The organism is Streptomyces sp. AC602_WCS936 (genome assembly GCF_019049125.1).
In the GTDB taxonomy this organism is placed as follows: domain Bacteria; phylum Actinomycetota; class Actinomycetes; order Streptomycetales; family Streptomycetaceae; genus Streptomyces.
The window spans coordinates 291,416-314,451 of sequence record NZ_JAGMUF010000054.1 but is presented as its reverse complement, the minus strand read 5'-3'; the positions used below and the strand labels follow the sequence as shown (position 1 = coordinate 314,451).

At 72.2% G+C, this 23,036-nt stretch carries 23 protein-coding genes; 11 read left to right on the top strand and 12 right to left on the bottom strand.

Annotated features, from left to right (window positions below; genetic code table 11):
* Positions 1-175 precede the first annotated feature (175 nt).
* Positions 176-358 carry a hypothetical protein gene (locus tag KUM03_RS18780; protein ID WP_073731279.1) on the top strand — a complete coding sequence of 61 codons (183 nt, stop codon included), beginning with the start codon at positions 176-178 and terminating at the stop codon, positions 356-358.
* A gap of 4 nt (positions 359-362) precedes the next feature.
* Here the strand turns inward: KUM03_RS18780 and KUM03_RS18775 are convergent, their stop codons facing one another.
* From KUM03_RS18775 to KUM03_RS18765, 3 genes are all read right to left on the bottom strand, one after another.
* Complete coding sequence (locus KUM03_RS18775) at positions 363-1,754, bottom strand: tannase/feruloyl esterase family alpha/beta hydrolase (RefSeq protein WP_217250309.1); 1,392 nt, start codon at positions 1,752-1,754, stop codon at positions 363-365.
* A gap of 192 nt (positions 1,755-1,946) precedes the next feature.
* A complete protein-coding gene (locus KUM03_RS18770) occupies positions 1,947-2,900 on the bottom strand; it encodes a hypothetical protein (RefSeq protein WP_217250307.1) in 954 nt (317 codons plus the stop codon).
* Positions 2,901-3,039: 139 nt separating this feature from the next.
* A complete protein-coding gene (locus tag KUM03_RS18765) occupies positions 3,040-3,336 on the bottom strand; it encodes a hypothetical protein (protein ID WP_217250304.1) in 297 nt (98 codons plus the stop codon).
* 66 nt (positions 3,337-3,402) lie between these two features.
* On the opposite strand from KUM03_RS18765, the gene KUM03_RS18760 reads away from it, so the two are divergent.
* Positions 3,403-4,329 carry an oxygenase MpaB family protein gene (locus KUM03_RS18760; RefSeq protein ID WP_254399493.1) on the top strand — a complete coding sequence of 309 codons (927 nt, stop codon included), beginning with the start codon at positions 3,403-3,405 and terminating at the stop codon, positions 4,327-4,329.
* Here KUM03_RS18760 and KUM03_RS18755 read toward each other — a convergent pair.
* Entirely contained in the window at positions 4,315-4,839 is a 525-nt protein-coding gene (locus tag KUM03_RS18755) for a PadR family transcriptional regulator (RefSeq protein ID WP_217250302.1), read from the bottom strand. The genes KUM03_RS18760 and KUM03_RS18755 overlap by 15 nt on opposite strands.
* Positions 4,840-4,960: 121 nt before the next feature.
* On the opposite strand from KUM03_RS18755, the gene KUM03_RS18750 reads away from it, so the two are divergent.
* Complete coding sequence (locus KUM03_RS18750; RefSeq protein WP_217250300.1) at positions 4,961-5,716, top strand: alpha/beta fold hydrolase; 756 nt, start codon at positions 4,961-4,963, stop codon at positions 5,714-5,716.
* Between the two features lie 4 nt (positions 5,717-5,720).
* Here the strand turns inward: KUM03_RS18750 and KUM03_RS18745 are convergent, their stop codons facing one another.
* Positions 5,721-6,320, bottom strand: a complete 600-nt coding sequence (locus KUM03_RS18745; RefSeq protein ID WP_217250298.1) for a class I SAM-dependent methyltransferase — start codon at positions 6,318-6,320, stop codon at positions 5,721-5,723.
* A gap of 152 nt (positions 6,321-6,472) precedes the next feature.
* Here KUM03_RS18745 and KUM03_RS18740 point away from each other — a divergent pair, with 152 nt between their 5' ends.
* From KUM03_RS18740 to KUM03_RS18720, 5 genes are all read left to right on the top strand, one after another.
* Positions 6,473-7,270, top strand: coding sequence for an MHYT domain-containing protein (locus tag KUM03_RS18740; RefSeq protein ID WP_217250296.1), 798 nt, complete (start codon positions 6,473-6,475; stop codon positions 7,268-7,270).
* Between the two features lie 64 nt (positions 7,271-7,334).
* Complete coding sequence (locus KUM03_RS18735) at positions 7,335-9,899, top strand: nitrate- and nitrite sensing domain-containing protein (RefSeq protein ID WP_217250294.1); 2,565 nt, start codon at positions 7,335-7,337, stop codon at positions 9,897-9,899.
* Entirely contained in the window at positions 9,896-10,333 is a 438-nt protein-coding gene (locus tag KUM03_RS18730) for a roadblock/LC7 domain-containing protein (protein WP_217250292.1), read from the top strand. The genes KUM03_RS18735 and KUM03_RS18730 overlap by 4 nt, the downstream gene beginning before the upstream one ends.
* An 18-nt stretch (positions 10,334-10,351) precedes the next feature.
* Positions 10,352-10,765, top strand: a complete 414-nt coding sequence (locus KUM03_RS18725) for a DUF742 domain-containing protein (protein WP_217250290.1) — start codon at positions 10,352-10,354, stop codon at positions 10,763-10,765.
* 62 nt (positions 10,766-10,827) lie between these two features.
* Entirely contained in the window at positions 10,828-11,433 is a 606-nt protein-coding gene (locus KUM03_RS18720; protein ID WP_217250288.1) for an ATP/GTP-binding protein, read from the top strand.
* 37 nt (positions 11,434-11,470) lie between these two features.
* Here the strand turns inward: KUM03_RS18720 and KUM03_RS18715 are convergent, their stop codons facing one another.
* A complete protein-coding gene (locus tag KUM03_RS18715; RefSeq protein WP_217250286.1) occupies positions 11,471-11,899 on the bottom strand; it encodes a PPOX class F420-dependent oxidoreductase in 429 nt (142 codons plus the stop codon).
* A gap of 107 nt (positions 11,900-12,006) precedes the next feature.
* On the opposite strand from KUM03_RS18715, the gene KUM03_RS18710 reads away from it, so the two are divergent.
* Positions 12,007-12,420: a roadblock/LC7 domain-containing protein gene (locus KUM03_RS18710; RefSeq protein ID WP_217250285.1), complete on the top strand. Its 414-nt coding sequence runs from the start codon at positions 12,007-12,009 to the stop codon at positions 12,418-12,420.
* A 139-nt stretch (positions 12,421-12,559) separates the two neighbouring features.
* The gene (locus KUM03_RS18705) at positions 12,560-13,492 is read left to right on the top strand and encodes a DUF6397 family protein (RefSeq protein ID WP_217250282.1); all 933 of its coding nucleotides are present in this window, start codon (positions 12,560-12,562) and stop codon (positions 13,490-13,492) included.
* A gap of 8 nt (positions 13,493-13,500) precedes the next feature.
* On the opposite strand, the gene KUM03_RS18700 is transcribed toward KUM03_RS18705, so the two are convergent.
* Positions 13,501-14,370: an acyl-CoA thioesterase II gene (locus tag KUM03_RS18700; protein WP_217250280.1), complete on the bottom strand. Its 870-nt coding sequence runs from the start codon at positions 14,368-14,370 to the stop codon at positions 13,501-13,503.
* A 19-nt stretch (positions 14,371-14,389) separates the two neighbouring features.
* Positions 14,390-16,903 (bottom strand): RNA helicase, encoded by a 2,514-nt coding sequence (locus KUM03_RS18695; RefSeq protein WP_217250278.1) that lies wholly within the window; start codon positions 16,901-16,903, stop codon positions 14,390-14,392.
* 145 nt (positions 16,904-17,048) lie between these two features.
* Here KUM03_RS18695 and KUM03_RS18690 point away from each other — a divergent pair, with 145 nt between their 5' ends.
* Positions 17,049-17,843: a metal-dependent hydrolase gene (locus KUM03_RS18690; protein ID WP_217250276.1), complete on the top strand. Its 795-nt coding sequence runs from the start codon at positions 17,049-17,051 to the stop codon at positions 17,841-17,843.
* A gap of 50 nt (positions 17,844-17,893) precedes the next feature.
* Here the strand turns inward: KUM03_RS18690 and KUM03_RS18685 are convergent, their stop codons facing one another.
* The 4 genes from KUM03_RS18685 to KUM03_RS18670 all read right to left on the bottom strand — a co-directional run bounded on the left by KUM03_RS18685 (position 17,894) and on the right by KUM03_RS18670 (position 22,932).
* Positions 17,894-18,166: a type B 50S ribosomal protein L31 gene (locus KUM03_RS18685; RefSeq protein ID WP_217250274.1), complete on the bottom strand. Its 273-nt coding sequence runs from the start codon at positions 18,164-18,166 to the stop codon at positions 17,894-17,896.
* A gap of 59 nt (positions 18,167-18,225) precedes the next feature.
* On the bottom strand, positions 18,226-18,696 hold the full coding sequence (locus KUM03_RS18680; RefSeq protein ID WP_217250272.1) for a DUF5709 domain-containing protein: 471 nt from the start codon (positions 18,694-18,696) through the stop codon (positions 18,226-18,228).
* Positions 18,697-19,243: 547 nt separating this feature from the next.
* A complete protein-coding gene (locus tag KUM03_RS18675; protein ID WP_217250270.1) occupies positions 19,244-21,025 on the bottom strand; it encodes an ABC transporter ATP-binding protein in 1,782 nt (593 codons plus the stop codon).
* Complete coding sequence (locus tag KUM03_RS18670) at positions 21,022-22,932, bottom strand: ABC transporter ATP-binding protein (RefSeq protein WP_217250268.1); 1,911 nt, start codon at positions 22,930-22,932, stop codon at positions 21,022-21,024. The genes KUM03_RS18675 and KUM03_RS18670 overlap by 4 nt, the downstream gene beginning before the upstream one ends.
* Positions 22,933-23,036: the final 104 nt, after the last annotated feature.

Here is a 23,036-nt window from a genome sequence, read left to right as displayed (position 1 = left end):
TCTTGGGTCACTATTCAAGTGGGAAGGTGTTCTCCGGGCAGAGCCGCCGAAGGGTTCTCGGGGACGCGTCAGGGCTCGGTCTCAGGGACGTCTCAGGGGCGCGGTACGGAACCGCCGGAAGCGCGGGCCCGTTTTCAGAACAGAGAGCGGCAACGGCCGCGAAGGAGGCGACACCATGTCGAAGAACGCCAAGGTCGCAGCGGGGGGTGTGGCGGTCGGGCTCATCCTGCTGATCTGGCTGCCCTGGTGGGCCGCCCTGCTGATAGTTCTGGGAGTCCCGGCCGCCGCGTACCTCACCCTGGATCCCTCGCAGCGGCGCAGGCTGCGCCGCGTCACGCGCAAGGAGATCGGGCGCTGAGGCGCTAACGCCGCGCCGCCGCGGTTCCGCCCAAGGCGCAGGAGTTGACCACATCACCGCCCGCGGGCCTGCCGACCGTGTGGTCCGCGGGCGGTGCGGTCCCCTGCTCCACCCAGGCGGTCAGCGCGTCGAACGCCGAACGGAAGCACGGCAGGATCGGTCGCAGACGGTCGGGGTACGTGTCGTACAGCCCGTCGACATGCGTTCCGCCCGTGATCGTGTAGTAGCGGTGCAGCCCGCCCCGCCCGCTCGCGTCGACCATGCGCGTGTACACGTCCGAGTCGGCGGCCTTGGGCAACAGCGCGTCCAGATCGCCGTGCAGGGTGATCAGCGGCTTGCCGATGCGTCCGGTCAGTGCCACCCGGGCCACCGCCCGGTGGACGGAGGCAGGGCGTTGCGCGTAGTCGTACGCCGCGTCGGAGGGACACGGCGCCAGGATCTCCTGCGGCGTCGACCCGGCAGTGCGGCCCGGACAGCGGGGATCGTAGGCCGGGTCGAACTCGGCCCGGTAGATCTTCTGAGTCAGACCCCAGTAGGCCTTCTCGTGGTACGGCCACAGGAACTCGGAGCCACGCGCGAAGCCCGCCGCGTACAACTCCTCGTCCCGTGCCGCGCCGAACGTCCGGGCGACCGTGATCGGCAGGGACGTGAGCAGACTCGGGCCGTTCGCGGTCCACAGTGCGCCCTCCCAGTCCACACCGCCGTCGTACAGTTCCGGGTGGTTCTCCAGCTGCCACCGGGTGAGGTAGCCGCCGTTGGAGATACCGACGACATAGGTGCGTCGTGGCGCGTGTCCGTAGCGCTGGGCGGCCACCCGGCGGGCGGCCCGGGTCAGCTGCGTGGTCCGTGCGTTCCACTCCGCGACCGCGTCCCCGGGCCGGGCGCCGTCCCGGTAGAAGTCCGTTCCACTGTTGCCCTTGTCGGTCGCGGCGTAGGCGTACCCCTGAGCCAGGACCCGGTCGGAGATCGCCTTGTCCGTGGCGTACTGCTTGCGCGTGCCCGGCGCCCCCGTCACCACGAGACCGCCGTTCCAGCGGTCCGGCAGCCGGATGACGAACTGCGAGTCGTGCCGCCAGCCGTGCGTGCTGTTGAAGCGGGAGGAGTCCGGGAAGTACCCGTCGACCTGGAGGCCGGAGACTCCGGACGGCGTTCTCGTACCGCCGGCGGTCAGCCCGGCCTGGTCGGCCATGTCGGTGTACGGGGTGCCCGCGAGGCCGGTGGTCGTCAGATCGTCGAGGCAGGCGGTGCGCTGCAGGGCCGCTCCCGGCACCCGCACGCGCTCCTGGCGGGCGCAGTGCCCGCTACCGTCGGCCGCCCCGGCGGCGGGCGCCGGCCCGGTGAGCGAGACCGCCGTGAGAAGGGCGGCGAGGAACGGAACACCACGGAGCGTACGCATCGGGACCTCCAGGCACGACAGGGGAGTGGGACTCGGAGCTGAGCTCGGAGCTGCCCCATCGTGCGGGCCGTCTCCGGCGTCTTCCATGGGTTGGAGCCACATGTGAAGAGAGCCGGGCATGGAGGTCGAGGACAGTCGGGGACGTAGGCCGCCCCGACTCCCGCCGCCGCGCGTCTCGGTTCCCGTCCCCGGTCAGCTCGGCCGTACGGCCATCCTGTCGAGGGCTTCCAGGAGCCCGGGCAGCGAGGGGCCCCTGCCCACGGGCAGGACCTCACCGGGCTCCTCGTCGAGCAGGACGAAGGCGATGTCGTCGGTCCTGGCGACCAGCGACCAGCCCGGACCGTCGGCACGCAGCGTCCGAGCGTCACCTGACGCGAACGACGACCGCACCCGGCCCAGCGGCGGCGGCGTGTCGATGTAGGCGTGGGCCTCGGCGAGGACCCGCCGGACGCCGCTGTGCCCGAAGGCCCCGGTGCCGGTCCCGTCCGTGGCCCCGGCCCGGCCGGTGACACCGTCCCGGCCCGCGACTTCGGCGTCGTCACCGGAGTCGGGCTCCGTCTCGCCGGCGCCGGTGTCCCCTCCTGTCTCCGGCCCGTCTTCCGGGCTGCCGTCCACCGAGCCGGCGCCCCCGGCGCGCGGCAGGAAGTCCGCGTCGTCGATCTGCTCCCGCCACTGAGGCCACTGCGCAGCGATCTCGTCGGCCCCCATGCGCCGCTGCGCGGGCCCCCAGACAGCGGTGTCCGGCGGCGAGAGCGCGGGCTGGTCGGCGGACTCGGGGACGGGATCGTGCGGCGCGGGGACACCGGGGGCGGCCACGGCGACCGAGAGGGGCCAGCCGGGCAGCGCGGCGACGACCGTACGCTCGTCCGGTGACAGGTCGTACTCCATGCCGCAGTCCCAGGACGCCACGGCGACGGCGACCAGCGAGACGTCGTCGATGGCGACCGTCCACCGGGCGCCGTCACCGTCCTGGCCGAGCACCAGGCCGTAGCCGTCGGCCAGCGGCGGGAGTCCGAGCGCCGCGCACGCCTCCACGTAGTCGTCGCCCAGCACACTCGGGAACTTCGCCGGCGTCAGCAGCACCGCCGTGAGCACATAGAGCGCATCCTCCGCGGCGGCGACGGCGTCCTCATCTGTCCCGGCCATCCCGGCCTCCCCATCACTTCGTCCAATGGCGCGCACCCTAGTGCGACCGGGAAGCCCTTGTCACGACTCCCAGACGCACCCGAGCTGCAGCTTTCCGGCTGGACGGGGGCGAATCGACCACTCTTCCCGCACCCGCGCGTCAGGTCGCGGGCAGTCCCAGCAGCGCCCGGGCCACGTCCCGGGGCGACTCGTCTCGCTCCCGCGCGAGCGCGAGCACGGCCCGGCACGCCAGCTCGTTCACGCCGAACGACAGTGCCTCCGGCGAGACCCAGCACGCCGCCTCGTCGATCCTCTCCTGGTCGTCCTCCGCGCACGCCGAGACGTATGCGGCGGCGGCCTCGAACAGGTTGTGCGAGCGCGGCTCCCCTCCCGCCTTGTCCACCGTGCGCCGAGCGGTCCGAGATCTGCTCCAGGCCTCGCGGATCCTTCCGAACAAGCGGATCACCCTCCCCTGCCGATTTCCTGGCTGATCGTGCATCTCCCGCTACTCAACGTAGAGTTGATGCCTCGACGGCAGAAGGGGAAGGCCACGGTGAAGCGTTTCGAGCGCCTGGAGCAGATCCGGCGGATGGACCCGTACGAGGACGCCTCGGAGATCTACCGGCTCTCCTCGGCCTACGAATTCCCCTGGGACTTCGCCCGCGCCCTGGAACTGGCGCTCTACCGCACCTACGCCGTCCCGAGCATCGGCCGGCTGCTGGCCGAGACGGCGGAGTTCACCGGCCGGCCGCAGAAGCGGTACGACGACACCGCGCTGCTGCTCGACGCCATCGTCGAGCACGGCTTCGGCAGCGAGCAGGGCCGCACGTCCGTCCGGCGCATCAACCAGATGCACCGCAGCTACGACATCTCCAACGACGACATGCGCTACGTCCTGTGCACGTTCGTCGTGATCCCCAAGCGCTGGATCGACAGCTACGGATGGCGCAGGATGTCGCGCCACGAGAGTGTCGCCTCGGCGGTCCATTACCGCACGCTGGGCCGGTACATGGGCATCAAGGACATCCCCGGCTCGTACGACGAGTTCGAAAGCTGCCTCGACGCCTATGAGGAGGCCCACTTCGCCTGGGACGAGGGTGGGCGCCGGGTCTCCGACGCCACACTCGACCTCATGGCCTCCTGGTACCCGGGCGCCCTCGCCCCGCTCCTGCGCACCGGGACCCTGGCCCTGCTCGACGAGCCCCTCCTGCGGGCCTTCCGCTATCCCGCGCCGAGCCCCGCCGTCCGCGCGATCGTGCGCCGCGCGGTGCGGCTGCGCGGGCGGACGGTCCGGCTGATGCCGCCGAGGCGTGTCCCGCACCACGCCCGGCAGAACCGGGAGATCAAGGGCTACCCGAACGGCTACCGGCTGGTGGAACTGGGCACCCGCCCCGTCCCGGGCGTGCGGGGCTGCCCGGTCCGGCACATCGACACGTCAGCCGCCGAGTGAGCCGATCGTCTCCCGCAACCAGCTGAGTTCCGCGCGGGAGGTGGCGCGCGCGATGGTCAGGACGCCGCGCCGGAAGGGATCGTCCAGTTCCTCGGCGCGCAGCGGCCGGTCACCGTCGTAGAAGAAGCTGGCGGGTTCCTCGAGGAAGGCCAGCCGTCGGCGCAGTACGGCGGCCTGGGCGGCGGGGTCGTCGAGGTCCCGGAGGAAGGCGAGCACCGTGAACCAGCGGTTCTCGTCGGTGATGTCGCGCCGCGCGGGCTCCGCCAGCCGGCGGCGCAACTCCCGCCGCCCCTCGTCGGTGAGGGTCAGGACATGACGCGGGGCCGCCACGGCGCCGGGCTGCGTGGCACGCGCGAGGAAGCCCGCCTTCTCCAGGCGCTTGATCGCTGGGTACAGCGTGCTCTCGGCGACGGGGCGCACGTGCCCGGTCAGAGCGGTGATGCGTTTGCGTAGTTCGTAGCCGTGCAGCGGGGCGTCGTAGAGGAATCCGAGGATGGCGAGCTCCAGCATGCCCGCATTCTCGCCCAAGGGCGTGGCACCTCTGGTTCCGTACTTCGACAAGGCTATACATCGGCAGCGATGTATTCTCCTTGTGGTCGTGTGAGAGTGCGCGATCCAGAAGGAGGCCGCAATGAGGGAAGCCCGGTTCGACGGTCGGGGCAGCCGCATCCGCTGGACGGAGGTACCGGGCGCGGAACCGGCGCGGGTGTACGTGCACGGGCTCGGCTCGGTCTCGTCCGTGTACCACGCGCACATCGCGGCCCGCCCCGGACTCGCGGGCCGCCGCAGCCTCTTCGTCGACCTGCCGGGCCACGGGATCAGCGACCGGCCCGAACACTTCGGCTACACGCTCGAGGAACACGCCGACGCGTTGGCCGCCGCGCTGGACGCGGCGGAACTGGCCGGCGCCGAACTCGTCGCGCACAGCATGGGCGGCGCCGTGGCCATCGTGCTCGCCCACCGGCGGCCCGAACTGGTCTCCCGTCTCGTCCTCACGGAGGCCAACCTCGACGCGTGCCCACCGCCGGACGCGGGCAGCAGCCGCATCGCCGTCTACGAGGAGGACGATTTCGTCGACGGCGGTCACGCGCGCGTGCTGGAGGACGTCGGTCCCCCGTGGGCGGCGACGATGCGGCTGGCCGACGCACGTGCCCTGCACCGCTCGGCTGTCGGACTGCTCCGGGGGTCGGAGCCCGTGATGCGCACCCTCCTCGAAAGACTCCCGGTGGACCGCGTGTACGTGCAGGGCGGAGTCAGCGGCGAACTGGAGGGCCGGGCGAAGCTGGAGGCGGCGGGAGTGCGTGTGGTGACCGTCCCCGGCGCCGGGCACAACGTCATGCTCGACCGGCCCGACGAGTTCGCGGCGGTAGTCGCACAGGGAAGCTGAGCGGTCAGTCCTCCCGCACGGCCAGGGCCAGGAAACGGGCGTCCTCGTCCACGTACGACGTCATGCGCCACCCGGAGCCGGCCAGCAACGGCCGGAGACCGGACTCGGCGCGCAGGTCGTCCGGGCTGATCCGCCGTCCCTGCCGGGCCGCCAGCGCAGCCCGCCCGATCGGGTGGAACAGCGCCAGCACACCACCGGGGCGCACGACGCGTGCCAACTCCCGCAGGTTTCGTGCGGGATCGGGCAAGTGCGCGATGAGCCCCGCGGCGAACACGGCGTCGAGCGACCGCGGCCGCAGGGGCAGCGCGGCGACGTCGGTCAGCAGCAACCGTCCGATGCGGTCCCTCCCGGCCCGAACGGCGGCCTGGAGCATGGCGGGCGTCAGATCGGCCCCGACGACCAGGCCCGAGGGACCCACGGCCGCGCGCAACGGCGGCAGGGCGCGTCCGGTGCCGCAGCCCGCGTCGAGCACGCGGGCTCCCTCGCGCAGACCCAGCTCGGCGACCGCGGCCGCGTAGGCGGGGCCGTCGTCGGGGAACCGGTTGTCCCAGTCGGCCGCGCGGACGCCGAAGAACTCCTGGACGTGTGTGTGGTCGTCGCTCATGCTCCGCATGATCCCTCAACCGCACGGACGATGCCGGGGTGCACACGTTCGAGCGTGACGCGATCGTTCCAGCGTTTCTCTGTGTCAGATAACAACACCTTTCGAAACGCACCCCCGTGATGCGCCCTCTCCGGGACTAGCGTCCCGGGGTCATGGGACACCTGGACCACGCCGCCCTGGGCTGGCTGACCCCCGTGCTGTCGTACGCGATGGCCTGTACCGGCGCCGCCCTCGGACTGCGCTGCACCGTGCGCGCCCTCGCCGCCACCGGCCGTACGCGCCGCAACTGGCTGCTCACCGCGGCCTCGGCGATCGGCACCGGCATCTGGACGATGCACTTCGTCGCCATGCTCGGCTTCCGCGTCAGCGGCACCGACATCCGCTACGACGTACCGCTCACGCTCACGAGCCTGATCGTCGCCGTGGTCGTCGTCTGTGCCGGCGTCTTCGCGGTCGGCTACGGACGAAACCGCCCGCGAGCACTCCTGCTCGGCGGACTCACCACGGGGCTCGGCGTCGCCAGCATGCACTACCTCGGCATGGCCGCCGTCCGCCTGCACGGTGACGTGAGCTACGACCCCGTCCGGGTCGGCCTCTCCGTCCTCATCGCCGTCGCCGCGGCCACGGCGGCCCTGTGGGCCGCCCTCAACATCAAGTCCGCCCTCTCCGTCACCATCGCCTCCCTGATCATGGGAGCGGCAGTGAGCAGCATGCACTACACCGGCATGTTCGCGGTGAGCGTGCGGGTCGCGCCCTCCGGCGAAGTGCTGCCCGGAGCCACGGCGATGCAGTTCATCTTCCCCCTCGCCGTCGGTCTCGGGTCCTACCTCTTCCTGACCTCGGCCTTCGTCGCGCTCTCGCCGACGGCGGGGGAGCACGAGGCCTCCGCGTCGGCGCGGCAGTCCCTCAAGAGCGCCGCCGGGAGCACGGCCGGTGGCACCGCCCGGTAGCGGCGGCCCCGGGCGTCGACGGTCCCGGTGGCAGCGTCCCGACTCCGTCCCGAGCGAGGAAACCATGCGTACACCACGGACGTCTCCCAGGGCCGGTGCCGAGCCGCCGCCAGGGCCACCCGTGCGCGGCCGTCGGGCACACGCCGGTCCACCGGCCACGGACGAGGACCCCGCAGGCCCCACGGACGCGACTCAGAGCCCGGACGGCACGCGCGCATGGCCCAGGCGCATACGCCCGCGCACCGTCCGAGCCAGGATCGTCTGCCTGCTGATGGTGCCCGTCGTCTCCCTGCTGACCCTGTGGGCGTACGCCACCGTCACCACGGCACAGGACATCTCACGGCTACGACAGGTGCAGCGCGTGGACGCCAAGGTCCGGGCCCCGGTGAGCGCCGCCGTGGCCGCCCTGCAGGCGGAGCGGCGTGCGGCGGTACGCCGCGCCACCGACCCGTCGGCGGTCCCGGGCGACGACTACAGGGAACACGCCGCACGCACCGATCGCGCGGTGGCGGAACTGCGCCTCGGCGACCGCCACACCGTCGCCGACAGCGAGGAACTCCCCGCCTCGGTGGCCCGGCGGCTCGAGGCGTTCGTCACCGGAGCCGAACGGCTCGGACCGCTGCGCACCGCCGTCCTCGACCGCAGCGCGGACTGGGCGGACGCCTACAGCCAGTACACGACGACGATTTCGGCCGCCTTCCGCGTGGGCGGCGCGTTGAGCGGCATCCAGGACACCGATCCGGGATCCGACGCACGCGTGCTGGTCGAGTTCGCCCGCGCGGGCGAGGCACTCGCCCAGGAAGAGGCGCTGCTGGCCGGCGCCCGCCTCGCTGACGGTCTCGACGGCGAGCGGCTGAGGCTGTTCACGGGCGCCGTCGACAGACGACGGTCCCTCACCGACTCCTCCGCCGCCGACCTGCGCGGCTCCGAACGCGCCGCCTGGCAGGACCTCGCCGCCGGCAGCGCCTACGTGACGCTGGAGGCGGCCGAGGAGAGGCTGCTCGCCCCGGGTGCCGAGGACCGGCCGATCGAGGCGGCGGCACCGCTCACGGCCTGGGAGGGGGCGCACGCGCGCGTGCGGGACGGTATGCACGCGATCGAACAGGACGCCGGTCGAGGAGTCGCCGACCGCGCCGACCCGTTCACGCGCGGAGTGCTCACGCCGGCCGGTGCCGCCGTCCTCCTCGGTCTCCTCGCTGTCGCCGCGTCGCTGGTCATCTCCGTCCGCATCGGCCGCGGCCTCGTCGTGGAACTGGTCGGACTGCGCAACAGCGCCCTGGAGATCGCCCGGCACAGACTCCCCGAGGCCATGCGCAGACTGCGCACAGGCGAGGAGATCGACATCGGCCCCGAGGCGTCACCGGGACCGCCCGCCGAGGACGAGGCCGGTCAGGTCGCCGAGGCACTGGACACCGTGCACCGGGCCGCCCTGCGGGCCGCGGTCGAACGCGCCGAACTCGCCAGCGGCATCTCCGGGGTCTTCGTCAACCTCGCCCGCCGCAGCCAGATCCTCGTCCACCGCCAGCTGAGCCTCCTGGACAGCATGGAACGCCGCTCCGACGATCCGAACGAGCTCAGCGACCTCTTCCGCCTCGACCACCTCACCACCCGCATGCGGCGCCACGCCGAGAGTCTGATCATCCTGTCCGGCGCCGCACCGGGCCGTGCCTGGCGCATGCCGGTCTCCCTCACGGACGTGGTCCGGGCGGCCGTCTCCGAGGTCGAGGACTACGCGCGTGTGGAGGTACGGCACCTTCCCGAGGCGTCGGTCATCGGCGCCGCGGTCGCCGATCTCACCCACCTCGTGGCCGAACTCATCGAGAACGCCGCCCAGTTCTCACCGCCCCACACGCGCGTGCGTGTCACCGGCGAGCCCGTGGGCAACGGCTACGCCGTCGAGATCGAGGACCGCGGGCTCGGCATGGGCAAGGACACCCTCGCCGAGGCCAACCACCGCATCGCCCGGTCCGAGGCGCTCGACCTGTTCGACAGCGACCGCCTCGGCCTGTTCGTGGTCAGCCGGCTCGCCGCCCGGCACGACATCAAGGTCCACCTCAAGACCTCGCCCTACGGAGGCACCACCGCCGTCGTCCTCCTGCCCACCGCCCTCCTGCACAGCGGAACGCCGGAACGTCCGCCCACAGCGGCATACGAGGCCTCACGGCCGGAAGACGGCGGGTACGCGCGCGTACCGGTTACCACCGCGCACCAGGAGCCCGCCACCGCCCCGGCCGAGCACCCGGCGCTGGCGGTCTCCGCACCGGCGACGGCGGAGAACTCCGCGCCGGGCCGGCCCCGAGGAGCAACCCCCTTGCGACTGCACCGATCCCCTGACGACTCCGTCACCACCGACGGCCCCGGCCCGCCGCCCACGGCGGGCCGGTCCGACGACCTCCCCCGCCGCGTGCGGCAGGCGAGCCTGGCCCCCCAACTGCGCGACGGACGCCCGGCGGACCCCGCGCCGCCGCCCTCCGCACGCGCACACGACGAGCGCACCCCGGAACTCGTACGGGAGCGCATGACGGCCTACCGCGACGGCTGGTCCCGCGGCGGTGGCCGACGCCCCGGCCCTCGGACACCGCCGGACGCGCGGGCCGGTGGCAACAGAGACGAAGGAGGCCCCGCATGATCCACGATTCCGGCACCGGGAGCGCCCGGCGGGCCCGCGAACTCGACTGGCTCCTGGACGACCTCGTCGGGTGCGTGCACGAAGTGCGGCACGCCGTGGTGCTGTCGAACGACGGACTCGCCGTGGGCGCGTCGACGGGCCTCGGCCGTGAGGACGCGGAACATCTCGCGGCGGTCGCCTCGGGTTTCCACAGCCTGGCCAAGGGCGCGGGCAGGCACTTCGGTGCCGGGGGCGTACGCCAGACCATGGTCGAGATGGATGACGGCTTCCTCTTCGTGGCCGCCGCCGGCGACGGCTCCTGTCTCGCCGTCCTCACCGCGGTGACCGCCGACATCGGTCTGGTGGCCTACGAGATGGCACGACTGGTCAGACGCGTCGGTGAACACCTCCACACCGCGCCACGCGCCGCCGCGCGGCCGCCCGCCGGCGGATGACCGGGGAGGGCCGCACCGATGACCGACCACACCACGGGCACCGGCCGGGACCGGCCGGGCAGCCAGTGGTACGACAACGAGGCCGGGCCCCTGGTCCGCCCCTACGCGATGACCGGCGGACGCACGCGGCCCGGCCCGGCGGGGATGCGCTTCGACCTGATCGCCCTCGTCACCCGCATCCCCGGCGCGCCGGGCTCCGACGACGCCGTGCTCGGACCGGAACACCGGACTCTGGTCCACCTGTGCCGCTCGGAGACCCAGTCGGTCGCCGAACTGGCCGCAGGCGCCGACCTGCCCGTGGGCGTCGTCCGCGTGCTCCTCGGCGACCTGGTGGAACTCGGCTGCGTGACCGTCAGCCGACCCGTACCGCCCGCGCACTTGGCAGACGAACGGGTTCTGCGCGAAGTGATCGCCGGACTCCGCGCACTGTAGAGGAGCCGACAGCCATGACCGGCACAACCGTGCACGACCGAACGGACCGGGAGAAGTGATCGATGGGCTCCGAGCAACCCGACGCCACGGACGGCGACACGACCGCGCTGGCGTTGAAGATCCTGGTCGCCGGAGGGTTCGGCGTGGGCAAGACGACTCTGGTGGGCGCGGTCAGCGAGATCAGGCCGCTGCGCACGGAGGAACAACTCAGCGAGGCGGGCCGGCTGGTGGACGACACCGACGGCCTCGACCGCAAGGTCACCACCACCGTCGCCATGGACTTCGGGCGCATCACCATCCGGTCCGGGCTGTCCCTGTACCTCTTCGGCACCCCGGGGCAGGACCGCTTCTGGTTCCTGTGGGACGAACTGTCCCAGGGCGCGCTCGGTGCCGTCGTCCTCGCGGACACCCGGCGCCTGGCGGACTGCTTCCCGGCCGTGGACTACTTCGAGCACCGGCACATCCCGTTCGTGGTGGCCGTCAACTGCTTCACGGGGGCGCGCCGCCACGAGACACACGACGTCCTGCGCGCCCTCGATCTGGACCGGGGAACACCCGTGGTGCTGTGCGACGCCAGGGACCGCGACTCTGGGAAGGAGGTGCTGATCCGGCTGGTCGAGTACGCCGGGCGGGTGCACACCGCCCGGCTGCTCGACTCCGTGCGCTGAGGCGGACCAGCCCTCCCGCGCGCACTCCGGCTGGCTCTCAGCCCGCCACGGCCTTCTGGGCCAGGACCTTGTCGATGGTGACGCGGACGAGGAGCTCGCCCGGAACGCCGTTGCGGGCCCCGAACTCCTCGGCGCGTTCCTCGCCCATGTACCGGGCCCCGATACGGGCGGCCCAGTGCCGGAGTTCGCCGAGGTCCTCCGAGATCCGCGCGCGGCCCTGCAGCACGACGAAGTCGAAAGGAGGCCGGTCGTCGTCCACGCACAGGGCGACCCGGCCGTCACGGACCAGATTGCGTCCCTTCACGGTGTCCTTGCCGGTGTTGAACACCACGTCGTCCCCGTCGAGCAGGAACCAGACCGGTGCCACGTGCGGGCTGCCGTCCGCCCGGACGGTCGAGAGCTTGCCGGTGCGGGTGCCGTCCGAGACGAACGCCCGCCATTCCTCATCGGTCATCTTCTGTGCCATGCCCACATCCTCCTTGCCCGGAGCACGGCCGTGGTGAAGGCTGGCGGGCAGACCCTCCGGCACGGGGGAGACGCACGCACACGGGGACGACACGGGGAGATCGGATCATGGCGCAGAATCAGGGACTCGGCTGGCTGCTGGACGACCTGACCGAGCGCGTCGAAGACGTCCGGCACGCGTTGGTCCTGTCCAACGACGGGCTGGTGACCGGAGCCAGTACGGGACTGCGGCGCGAGGACGCCGAGCACCTGGCCGCCGTCTCCTCCGGACTGCACAGTCTGGCCAAGGGGTCGGGGCGTCACTTCGGCGCGGGGCAGGTACGGCAGACGATGGTCGAGTTCGACGACGCAGTCCTGTTCGTCACCGCGGCGGGCACGGGCAGCTGCCTGTGCGTCCTCAGCGGCGCGGAGGCCGACATCGGGCAGATCGCCTACGAGATGACACTGCTCGTGAACCGGGTGGGCGAGCACCTCGACGTCGATGCGAGGCAGCCGGGACGGATATCACCAACAGAGCTCTGACCTGGGCATTCCATACTCCCGCCCGGCCGGCTGCGGAGTTTTCCACAGGCCTGCCACGGAGATCGCGGCTGCCGCTACCGTTCTGTGTCAGGCGGGCGCGGACCGGCGCCCTGCCGCACACTCCACGGGGGAGACGAACATGTCCGGCAGCACTCTCACACACCAGCCCACGACCACCGGCCGACGCGTCGGCACGACCCGCGAGACCACCCTCGCGCCCGGCCACGCCGCGAGGGAACTCTGTCTCAAACGCAGCGAGTTCGACCTGGCCGTGCACCTCGGCCGCATCCGCACCGTACCCGGCGCCTGCGACGACGCGGGGGGCGGCCGGCGCATCGCCCGCGAAGAGATCGAGCGGGTCCGAGCGACGGAGGGTTTCCTGCAGGCGCTGCGGGACCGGGTCCGGACCGTCGGGACCACGGAAGGCGCGGCCCTCATGGCAGTGACCAGGGCCCGCTTCACCCGCCTCGCACGTCTGGGCCTCCTGGTGCCCGTGCGTTTCTACGTCAACCGCTACCGCGCCGTCGTCTGGCTCTATCTGGTCGACGAACTACGGCAGTTCGCGGAAGACGGGCAGAATACCGCACTGATGAAGGGCCGTACGCCCGAGGGACTGCGCGACCAACTGACGGAAGGCCTGGACCTGCGCCCCCGCAACTGGCGGGGACGGCACCTTGGATTCCTCCTCCGCCAAGCCGGCGACCCGTGGGCCCGGGCCGCGGCGGTCGCGTCGCTGCTGGACCCGGTCGAGGTGTCGCAGGCCGTCCGAGATCCCTACGAGCGTTCTCGGCTCAACCGGCTGCGCCGACAGCCGCCGGCCCACGGATCACCCGGCTCCCCGGCCGCGACGCTCGCCGAAGAGATCATGACCGCGACGGACCCCGACGAGATCGACTGGCTCCGCACGAACCTGGCGGGCGAGATGGAGGCGGCACGGCGGTACCTTCCAGCGCCACGCCCGGCCGCCCTCTCCACGCCTTCCCCGCCCGGCCGGGAAGCACCACGGCGCGGGGCGGAGGAAGCCGGACGGTTCCGCGGCCTGCTCGGCCGGCTGTGGCGCAAAGACCCCTGACCGACGCCCTACTTCAGGGCCCGGAACAGCCCTTCCTGGACGACGGACACCAGCATCCGCCCCTCCCTGTCGTAGATCCGCCCCCGTGCCAGCCCCCGGCCGCCGGTTGCGATCGGTGACTCCTGGTCGTACAGGAACCACTCGTCCGCGCGGAACGGCCGGTGGAACCACATGGCGTGGTCCAGCGACGCCATGTCGAAGCCTCGCGGGCCCCACAGCGGTTCCACCGGGATGCGCACCGCGTCCAGCAGCGTCATGTCGCTGGCGTAGGTCAGGGCGCAGGTGTGCACGAGCGGGTCGTCACCGAGCGGTCCGACCGCGCGCATCCACACGGCGCTGCGGGGCTCGGCGTCCTCGACGTCCTCGGCACTCCAGCGCAGCCGGTCCACGTAACGGATGTCGAAGGGCTGGCGGCGGGCCATCCGCTCGAACTGCTCGGGCAGCGCGCCCAGGTGCTCCCGCACCTCGTCGGCGACCTTCGGCAGGGACTCGGGGTCCGGGACCTTGCGGGCCGGCGGCAGCTGGTGCTCGAAACTCCCCTGCTCAGGCTTGTGAAAGGAGGCGGTGAGCGTGAAGATCGTGCGGCCCTGCTGCACCGCGGTGACCCGGCGGGTCGTGAACGACCGCCCGTCCCGGTCCCGTTCGACCTGGTACACGATCGGCACACCCGGGCGTCCCGGGCGCAGGAAGTACGCGTGCAGCGAGTGCACCGGGCGGTCGCCCTCCGTGGTGCGGCCGGCGGCGACCAGCGCCTGGCCGGCCACCTGGCCGCCGAAGACCCGCTGCAGCGACTCCTCGGGGCTGCGGCCGCGGAAGATGTTGACTTCGATCTGCTCCAGGTCGAGCAGGGCGACGAGGCTCTCGGCCGGATTCGTCATGGGTGGGATTCTCCTGTGCTCACAGCTGGCCGACATCGGTGACGCGGACGACCGCCCGGCCCTCCGCGTCGGAGGCCGTGAGGTCGACCTCGGCACCGATGCCCCAGTCGTGGTCGTCGTTCGGGTCGTCGAAGATCTGCCGCACGCGCCACAGGCCGTTCTGCGGCTCCTCCTCGATGATCAGCAGCTTGGGTCCGCGTGCGTCGGGGCCGGTGCCCAGGTCGTCGTACTCGTCCCAGTACGCGTCCATGGCCTCGCCCCACGCGTCGGCGTTCCAGCCGGCCTCGCCGTCCATCTCGCCGAGTTCCCCGACCTGGTCGAGGGCGGCGAGCTCGACCCGGCGGAACATGGCGTTGCGGACCAGGACGCGGAAGGCGCGCGCGTTGGCGGTGACCGGCCGTACCTGGTCGGCCTTCTCCTGCGCCTCCTCGGCGGTCATCACCTCCGGGTTGGCCAGCTGCTCCCACTCGTCCAGCAGGCTGGAGTCGACCTGGCGCACCATCTCGCCGAGCCACTCGATCAGGTCCTGCAGGTCCTCGGACTTCAGGTCGTCGGGGACCGTGTGGTCTAGGGCCTTGAAGGCGCTCGCGAGGTAGCGCAGCACGATGCCCTCGGTGCGGGCCAGTTCGTAGTGGGAGACCAGCTCCGTGAAGGTCAGTGCCCGCTCGTACATGTCCCGGATGACCGACTTCGGCGACAGCGGGTGGTCACCGACCCAGGGGTGGCTCCTGCGGTAGGTGTCGTAGGCGTGGAAGAGCAGTTCCTCCAGGGGCTTCGGGTACGTGATGTCCTGGAGGCGCTCCATGCGCTCCTCGTACTCGACGCCGTCGGCCTTCATCGCGGCCACGGCCTCGCCACGCGCCTTGTTCTGCTGGGCGGCAAGGATCTGCCGCGGATCGTCCAGCGTGGACTCCACGACGGAGACCATGTCCAGCGCGTACGACGGCGACTCCGGGTCCAGCAGCTCGAACGCGGCCAGAGCGAAGGTGGACAGCGGCTGGTTCAGGGCGAAGTCCTGCTGGAGGTCCACCGTGAGACGGACGATGCGTCCCTCGGCGTCCGGCGCGTCGAGCTTCTCGACGATGCCGCCGTCCAGCAGCGACCGGTAGATGGCGATCGCCCGGCGGATGTGCCGCAGCTGCTGCTTGCGCGGCTCGTGGTTGTCCTCCAGCAGGTGCCGCATGGCCGCGAAGGCGTTCCCGGGCCTGGCGATCACGGCCAGCAGCATGGTGTGCGTCACCCGGAACCGGGAGGTCAGCGGCTCGGGCTCGGAAGCGATGAGCTTCTCGAACGTGTTCTCCGACCAGGCGACGAAGCCCTCGGGCGCCTTCTTGCGGACGACCTTCCGGCGCTTCTTGGGGTCGTCACCGGCCTTGGCGAGCGCCTTCTCGTTCTCGACGACGTGCTCGGGCGCCTGGGCGACGACGAAGCCTTCGGTGTCGAAGCCCGCCCGCCCGGCCCGGCCGGCGATCTGGTGGAACTCGCGGGCCCGCAGCGTGCGCACCCGGGTGCCGTCGTACTTGGTCAGGGCCGTGAACAGGACCGTGCGGATGGGCACGTTGACGCCCACGCCGAGCGTGTCCGTACCGCAGATCACCTTCAGCAGACCGGCCTGCGCCAGCTTCTCCACCAGCCGCCGGTACTTGGGCAGCATGCCGGCGTGGTGCACACCGATGCCGTGCCGGACGTAACGGGAGAGGTTGCGGCCGAACTTGGTGGTGAAGCGGAAGTTGCCGATCAGCTCGGCGATCCGCTCCTTCTCCTCACGCGAGCACATGTTGATGCTCATCAGTGCCTGCGCCCGCTCCACGGCCTGCGCCTGCGTGAAGTGCACGATGTAGACGGGTGCCTGCCGGGCCTCCAGCAGGTCGGTGAGCGTTTCGGTGAGCGGCGTGTAGCGGTACTCGTAGGAGAGCGGCACGGGCCGGGTGGCCGAGCGGACCACCGCCGTGGGACGGCCGGTGCGGCGCGCGAGGTCCTGCTCGAAGAAGGAGACGTCACCGAGGGTGGCCGACATCAGGACGAACTGGGCCTGCGGAAGCTCCAGCAAGGGGATCTGCCAGGCCCAGCCGCGGTCGGGTTCCGCGTAGAAGTGGAACTCGTCCATGACGACCTGGCCGATGTCCGCGTGCTTGCCGTCGCGCAGCGCGATCGACGCCAGGACCTCGGCGGTGCAGCAGATGACCGGCGCGTCGGCGTTCACGGAGGCGTCGCCGGTCAGCATGCCGACGTTCTCGGTGCCGAAGAGCTTGCACAGCTCGAAGAACTTCTCCGACACCAACGCCTTGATCGGCGCCGTGTAGAAGGTCACCTCGTCACGGGCCAGCGCGGCGAAGTGGGCGCCCGCGGCGATCATGCTCTTGCCGGAGCCGGTGGGCGTCGACACGATCACGTTCGCGCCGGAGACCACCTCGATCAGCGCCTCCTCCTGATGAGGGTAGAGCGTGATACCGCGTTCCTGGGACCACGCCTCGAAGGCTTCGTACAGGGCATCGGGGTCGGCGGTCCGCGGCAGCTGATCGATGAGGGTCACGCCCCCATCTTGCCTGGCCTCGGCCGCGATGGGGGAATCGGCTGTCCGCGTGAAGATCACGAACGCTACGCTGGGTCGCCGACGAGCCTTCGGCGCACCGGCACAACTGCACAGCGGCACACGAGGAATGGGGCGGGCAACGGCGATGATGGGACCAGCACACTCACTGTCGGGCGCCGCCGCGTGGCTCGGCGTCGGAGCGGCGACCGCCGCGGCGGGGCACCCGATGCCCTGGCCGGTCCTGCTCGCCGGAGCGCTGATCTGTGCCGGAGCGGCGCTCGCCCCCGACCTCGACCACAAGGCAGCCACCATCTCCCGGGCCTTCGGGCCGGTCTCACGAGGACTGTGCGAGATCGTCGACAAGCTGTCCTACGCCGTCTACAAGGCCACGAAGAAACAGGGCGACCCACGCCGCTCCGGCGGGCACCGCACGCTGACCCACACCTGGCTGTGGGCGGTCCTGATCGGCGGGGGCACCTCGGTGCTGGCCATCACGGGTGGCCGCTGGGCAGTGCTGGCCATCCTCTTCGTGCACATGGTGCTCGCCATCGAGGGCCTGCTCTGGCGAGCGACCCGCGGCTCCAGCAGCGACGTGCTGGTCTGGCTGCTGGCAGGGACGAGCGCGTGGATCCTCGCCGGAATACTGGACAAGCCGGACGGCGGCTCCGACTGGCTGTTCACCGCACCTGGCCAGGAGTACCTGTGGCTGGGGCTGCCGATCGTGCTCGGCGCGCTGGTGCACGACATCGGGGACGCGCTGACCGTCTCGGGCTGCCCCATACTCTGGCCGATACCCGTCGGCCGCAAGCGCTGGTACCCCATCGGCCCGCCGAAGGCCATGCGGTTCCGGGCGGGCAGCTGGGTCGAGCTGAAGGTGCTCATGCCGGCGTTCATGCTGCTCGGCGGAGTGGGCGGCGCGGCGGCGCTCAACTTCATCTGAGCGATACGCGACCCCGGCCGCCGGGGCGCGGACCCGGTGGCCCGGACCGTTCAGCCAGTCTCGCCGGCGCCCCGTCCCTCGCCCCCGCCGTAGCGTCGCTCGAAGCGCGCGACGCGCCCTTCGGAGTCCACCGTCCGGGCCTTGCCCGTGTAGAAGGGGTGGCTCTCGGAGGAGATCTCCACGTCCACCACCGGGTACGTCTCGCCGTCGTCCCACGCGATCGTCTGGTCGCTGGTGGCGGTGGAACGGGTGAGGAAGGCGTATCCGGCGCTGCGGTCACGGAAGACGACGGGCCGGTACTCGGGGTGTTTGTCCTGCTGCATGGCTGCTCCTGGTGCGGCGCGGATGAATGGACGCGACAGCGGCACCGTCGCGGGGGACGTCAGCCGGGCAGGGAGTCCTGGTCGACGACGTGCATCGCGGCCTCCTCGGCGGAGGCGGCGGCGCCGTCGATGCCCACGTCCGTGGCGACCAGGGCCGGCTCCTCGTCCTCGTGCGTCCCCTCGTCGGGTGCCACGAGCCGGCCGGAACGATCCGTGCCGACCTCGTTGTCCAGCAGTTCCCCGTCGGTGCCGTCGGAATCGCCCAGTCCGTCGCCGTCGGGCGGGAGCACGTCCGGCCGTTCCTCGGAGAGCCGCTGCTCCAGCGTTTCGCCCCGGTGGCGTTCGGCGGCCGTCACTCCGGTGTGCTCCACCGCCCAGGGGCGTTCGGGTGGGGACCAGCCGCGATCGAGGGGATCGTCCACCCCGTCGTACTCGAGGGTGTCCTCGCCGTCGAGCAGCCCGGTGTCCTCGCGCTGCTCGGACCCGTCGGGCTGGTAGACGTCGTCTCCCCATCCACCGACGCTGTTCACGGGTACCTCCAGGGGGTGGGGCCGAGGCCCTTCTCGCCGTGGTCCGCGGCGGGCCGCCGCTGCACGGGGCACAGGCGTCACCCCTCGCGGAACCGCACGGTTCCCGGGGCCACCCCGAGCCGGTGCCTTCTCCCAGCCTTCCACTCCCGTTCGGGACCGCGCAACGGCACGGCAGTCGACCGGGCCCCGGCACCCATGCCCTCGCCGGATCGGCCGGGGCCGGAACCCCCGGCTCCCCCAGGTGCCGGCCCCGCCCGCCCCCCGTACGGCCACTTCCGCCAGGTGCCGGCCCCGCCCGCCTCCCCCGTATGGCCGTTGCCGGCCCCGCGAAGGCGCGGTGGGAATCGCCGGGCGGCGCGGCTTACGGCGGCAATCGCCCCCCAAGGCGCCGCCCCGCCTGGCCGGCGCGGAACGCTGCGGCGGGAGCGTTGCCCACCCGGCGCGCGACGGCGCGGTACGCGGCGGGAGCGCGTCCCACCCGGCGCCCGGCGGCGCGGTACGTGACGGAGCCCGCCCCGGCTTGGGCCTGGCGGCCGAAGGCGCGGGCTCACCCGTGCCACGACCGCCACAGCGCCGCGTACGCGCCGTCCGCCGCGACCAGTTCGTCGTGGCTGCCCAGCTCGCTGATCCGGCCGTTCTCGACGACGGCGATGACGTCCGCGTCATGGGCGGTGTGCAGACGGTGGGCGATCGCGATCACCGTGCGGCCGTCCAGGACCCGGGCCAGGGACCGTTCGAGATGACGGGCCGCACGCGGGTCGAGCAGCGACGTCGCCTCGTCCAGCACGAGCGTGTGCGGGTCGGCCAGCACCAGGCGGGCCAGCGCGATCTGCTGGGCCTGGGCCGGGGTGAGCCCGAGCCCGCCCGAGCCGACCTCGGTGTCCAGGCCCTCGTCGAGCGCCTGGGACCAGTCGTCCGCGTCGACCGCGCCCAGCGCCGCCCACAGCTCGGCGTCGGTGGCGCCGGCCCGGGCGAGCCGGAGGTTGTCGCGCAGGGAGCCCACGAAGACGTGGTGCTCCTGGTTGACGAGGGCGACGTGGGAGCGGACGCGTTCGGCGGTCATCCGGGACAGTTCGGCGTCGCCCAGGGTGATCCGGCCGTCGCGGGGGCCGTAGATGCCGGCCAGCAGCCGGCCCAGCGTCGACTTGCCCGCCCCGGAGGGGCCGACCAGCGCGAGCCTCGTGCCGGGGGCCACCTCGAGCGACACCTTGCGCAGGACGTCCACGCCCTCGACGTAGCCGAAGTGCACGCGGTCGGCGTGCACGTGCCGGCCGGCGGGGGCCAGCGAGGCGTCACCGGCGTCCGGCTCGATGTCCCGGACGCCGACCAGCCGGGCCAGGGACACCTGGGCCACCTGGAGCTCGTCGTACCAGCGCAGGATGATGCCGACCGGGTCGACGAGCATCTGCGCGATCAGTGCCGCCGTGGTCAGCTGACCGACCCCGATCCAGCCCTGGAGGACGAACACACCGCCGATCAGCAGAACGGAGGCGAGCACGGTCACATGGGTGACGTTGATGACCGGGAAGAGCACCGAGCGCAGCCACAGCGTGTAGCGCTCCCAGGCCGTCCACTCCTTGATCCGGCGCTCCGACAGCTGGATGCGGCGGGCGTCCAGCCGGTGGGACTCGACGGTGTGCCCGGCGTCCACGGTCTCCGCGAGCGCGGCGGCCACGGCGGCGTACCCGGCGGCCTCCGAGCGGTAGGCGGAGGGAGCCCGCCGGAAGTACCAGCGGCACCCGATCACCAGCAGCGGCACCGCGAGCAGGACGGCGGGCGCCAGCGGCGGGGCCGTGACGACGAGCCCGCCGAGCAGCAGCACCACCCACACAGCCCCGATCGCGAGCTGGGGCACGGCCTCGCGCATGGCGTTGGCGAGCCGGTCGATGTCCGTCGTGATCCGGGAGAGCAGGTCACCGGTGCCGGCCCGCTCCAGGACGCCGGGCGGGAGCCCGACCGAGCGCACCAGGAAGTCCTCGCGCAGATCGGCCAGCATCCGCTCCCCGAGAACGGCTCCGCGCAGCCGCACCTCCCGGACGAACACGGCCTGCACGACGAGCGCCAGGACGAAGAAGGTGGCCGTCACACCGAGGTGCAGTTCGCGGGCGCCGTCCGACACCCGTTCGACGAGCCCGCCCAGCAGGTAGGGGCCCGCCATCGAGGCGATCACCGCGACGGTGTTGACGGTGACCAGGAAGACGAACGCGCGGCGGTGCCGGCGCAGCAGCTCCCCGGCGTAGGCGCGTACGGTCGTGGGCGCGCCGACGGGCAGGGTACTCGCCGTCGTCGGGGCCGCCGGGTCGTACGACGGCGGCGCGACGCCGATCATGCCGTCTCCTCGATCTCTTCCAGTCGGTGCAGTACGTCGTCGTCGCCGAGGACGTCGCCGTCCAGGGCTCTGTCGCGGTCCGAGGCCTGTCCGCCGTCCAGGGACTGCCCGTCGCGGCCGGCGGTCTCCGCCGGTCCGCCTCCGGCCGGGCTCGCATCCCGGTGTGCCGCGGTCTCCTCGTCGGTCTCGCGGGTCACCACGGCCCGGTACCGGGGCTCGCTGTGCAGCAGGTCCCGGTGGGCGCCGGTCGCGGCGACCTTCCCGTCGTGCAGGAACACGATGCGGTCCGCGCGGTCGAGCAGCAGGGGCGACGAGGTGAAGACCACGGTGGTGCGTCCGGTGCGCAGGGAACGCACGCCCTCCGCGATCCGTGCCTCGGTGTGCGAGTCCACGGCGGAGGTAGGTTCGTCCAGCACCAGTGCCTCCGGGTCCGTGATCAGGGACCGGGCCAGAGCGAGCCGCTGGCGCTGCCCGCCCGACAGGGAGCGGGCCCGTTCGGTGATGCGGGCGTCCATCGGGTCGTCCGCGCCGAGCGAACCCTGCGTCAGCGCCGCCAGCACGTCGCCGCACTCGGCCGCGGCCAGCGCGTCCTCGGCGCCGACCTTGCCGGAGGCGGGCACGTCGAGCAGTTCGCGCAGTGTGCCGGAGAGCAGGACCGGGTCCTTGTCCTGGACCAGGACGGCGGTGCGCGCGGACTCCAGCGGCAGTTCGTCGAGCGGCACTCCGCCCAGCAGGGCGGAGGTGCCCTCCTGAGAGGGGTGCCCGCCGAGCCGTTCCGCCAGGCGCCCGGCCGCGTCCGGGTCGCCGCACACCACGGCGGTGAGGCGGCCGGCCGGGGCGAGGAGCCCGGTGTCGGGGTCGTACAGGTCCCCGGTCGGGACCTCGGCGGCGCGCGATCCGGCCGTGTCGGTGGCCCGCTCCAGGGCCAGCACCCGTGCCGCCCGCTTGGCGGAGGGCCGGGAGAAGGAGTACGCCATGGCGATCTCCTCGAAGTGCCGCAGCGGGTAGGTGAGGATCATGACGGAGCTGTAGACGGTGACGAGTTCGCCGACGCCGATGCGGCCCTCGCGGGCCAGGTGGACGCCGTGCCAGACCACCGCGATCAGCAGCAGTCCGGGCAGCAGCACCTGGATTCCGGAGATCAGGGCCCACATGCGGGCGCTGCGCACGGCGGCGTGGCGCACCTCCTGGGAGGCGTCGCGGTATCGGTCGAGGAAGAGTTCCTCGCCGCCGATGCCGCGCAGCACCCGCAGCCCGGCGACGGTGTCCGAGGCGAGTTCGGTGGCCCGGCCCGCCTTCTCGCGCTGGACGTCGGCCCGCCGGGTGGCCCGGGGGAGGAGGGGCAGCACCGCGATGGCCAGCACCGGCAGGCCAAGGATCACGACGACGCCGAGGGCCGGCTCGTAGACGACGAGGGCCACGCAGACCAGCACGATGGTCAGGGCGGCCGCCGTGAAACGGGAGACGGCCTCCACGAACCAGCCGATCTTCTCGACGTCCCCGGTGGAGACGGCCACGACCTCTCCGGCCGCGACCCGACGGGTCAGGGCCGAGCCCAGCAGGGCGGTCTTGCGGGCCAGCAGTTGCTGGACGCGGGCCGCCGCGGTGATCCAGTTGGTGACGGCGGCACGGTGCAGGAAGGTGTCGCCGAGCGCGTTGCCGACGCAGCACAGTGCCATCAGGCCACCGGCGAGGGCCAGTCCGGTGCCGGAGCGGTCGACGACGGCCTGGATGGCGAGACCGACGCAGAACGGCAGGGCGGAGACGGAGGCGAAGTGCAGCAGGCCCCAGGCCAGCGACTTGAGTTGTCCACCCAGCTGGTTCCGGAAAAGCCACCACAGGAATCGGGGCCCGGAGCGTGCGTCGGGCACGCCCGGGTCGGGAAACGGAAGGTCTTGGATCTGCATGACGTCCCAGTGGCTCGTGTCAGGGGGTGCCGTTGACCACGGCATGAAGAAGCTGCAAACCGTGAAAGGTTCGCGTCGCGACGTGCCCAAAATCAAGCGGTTTT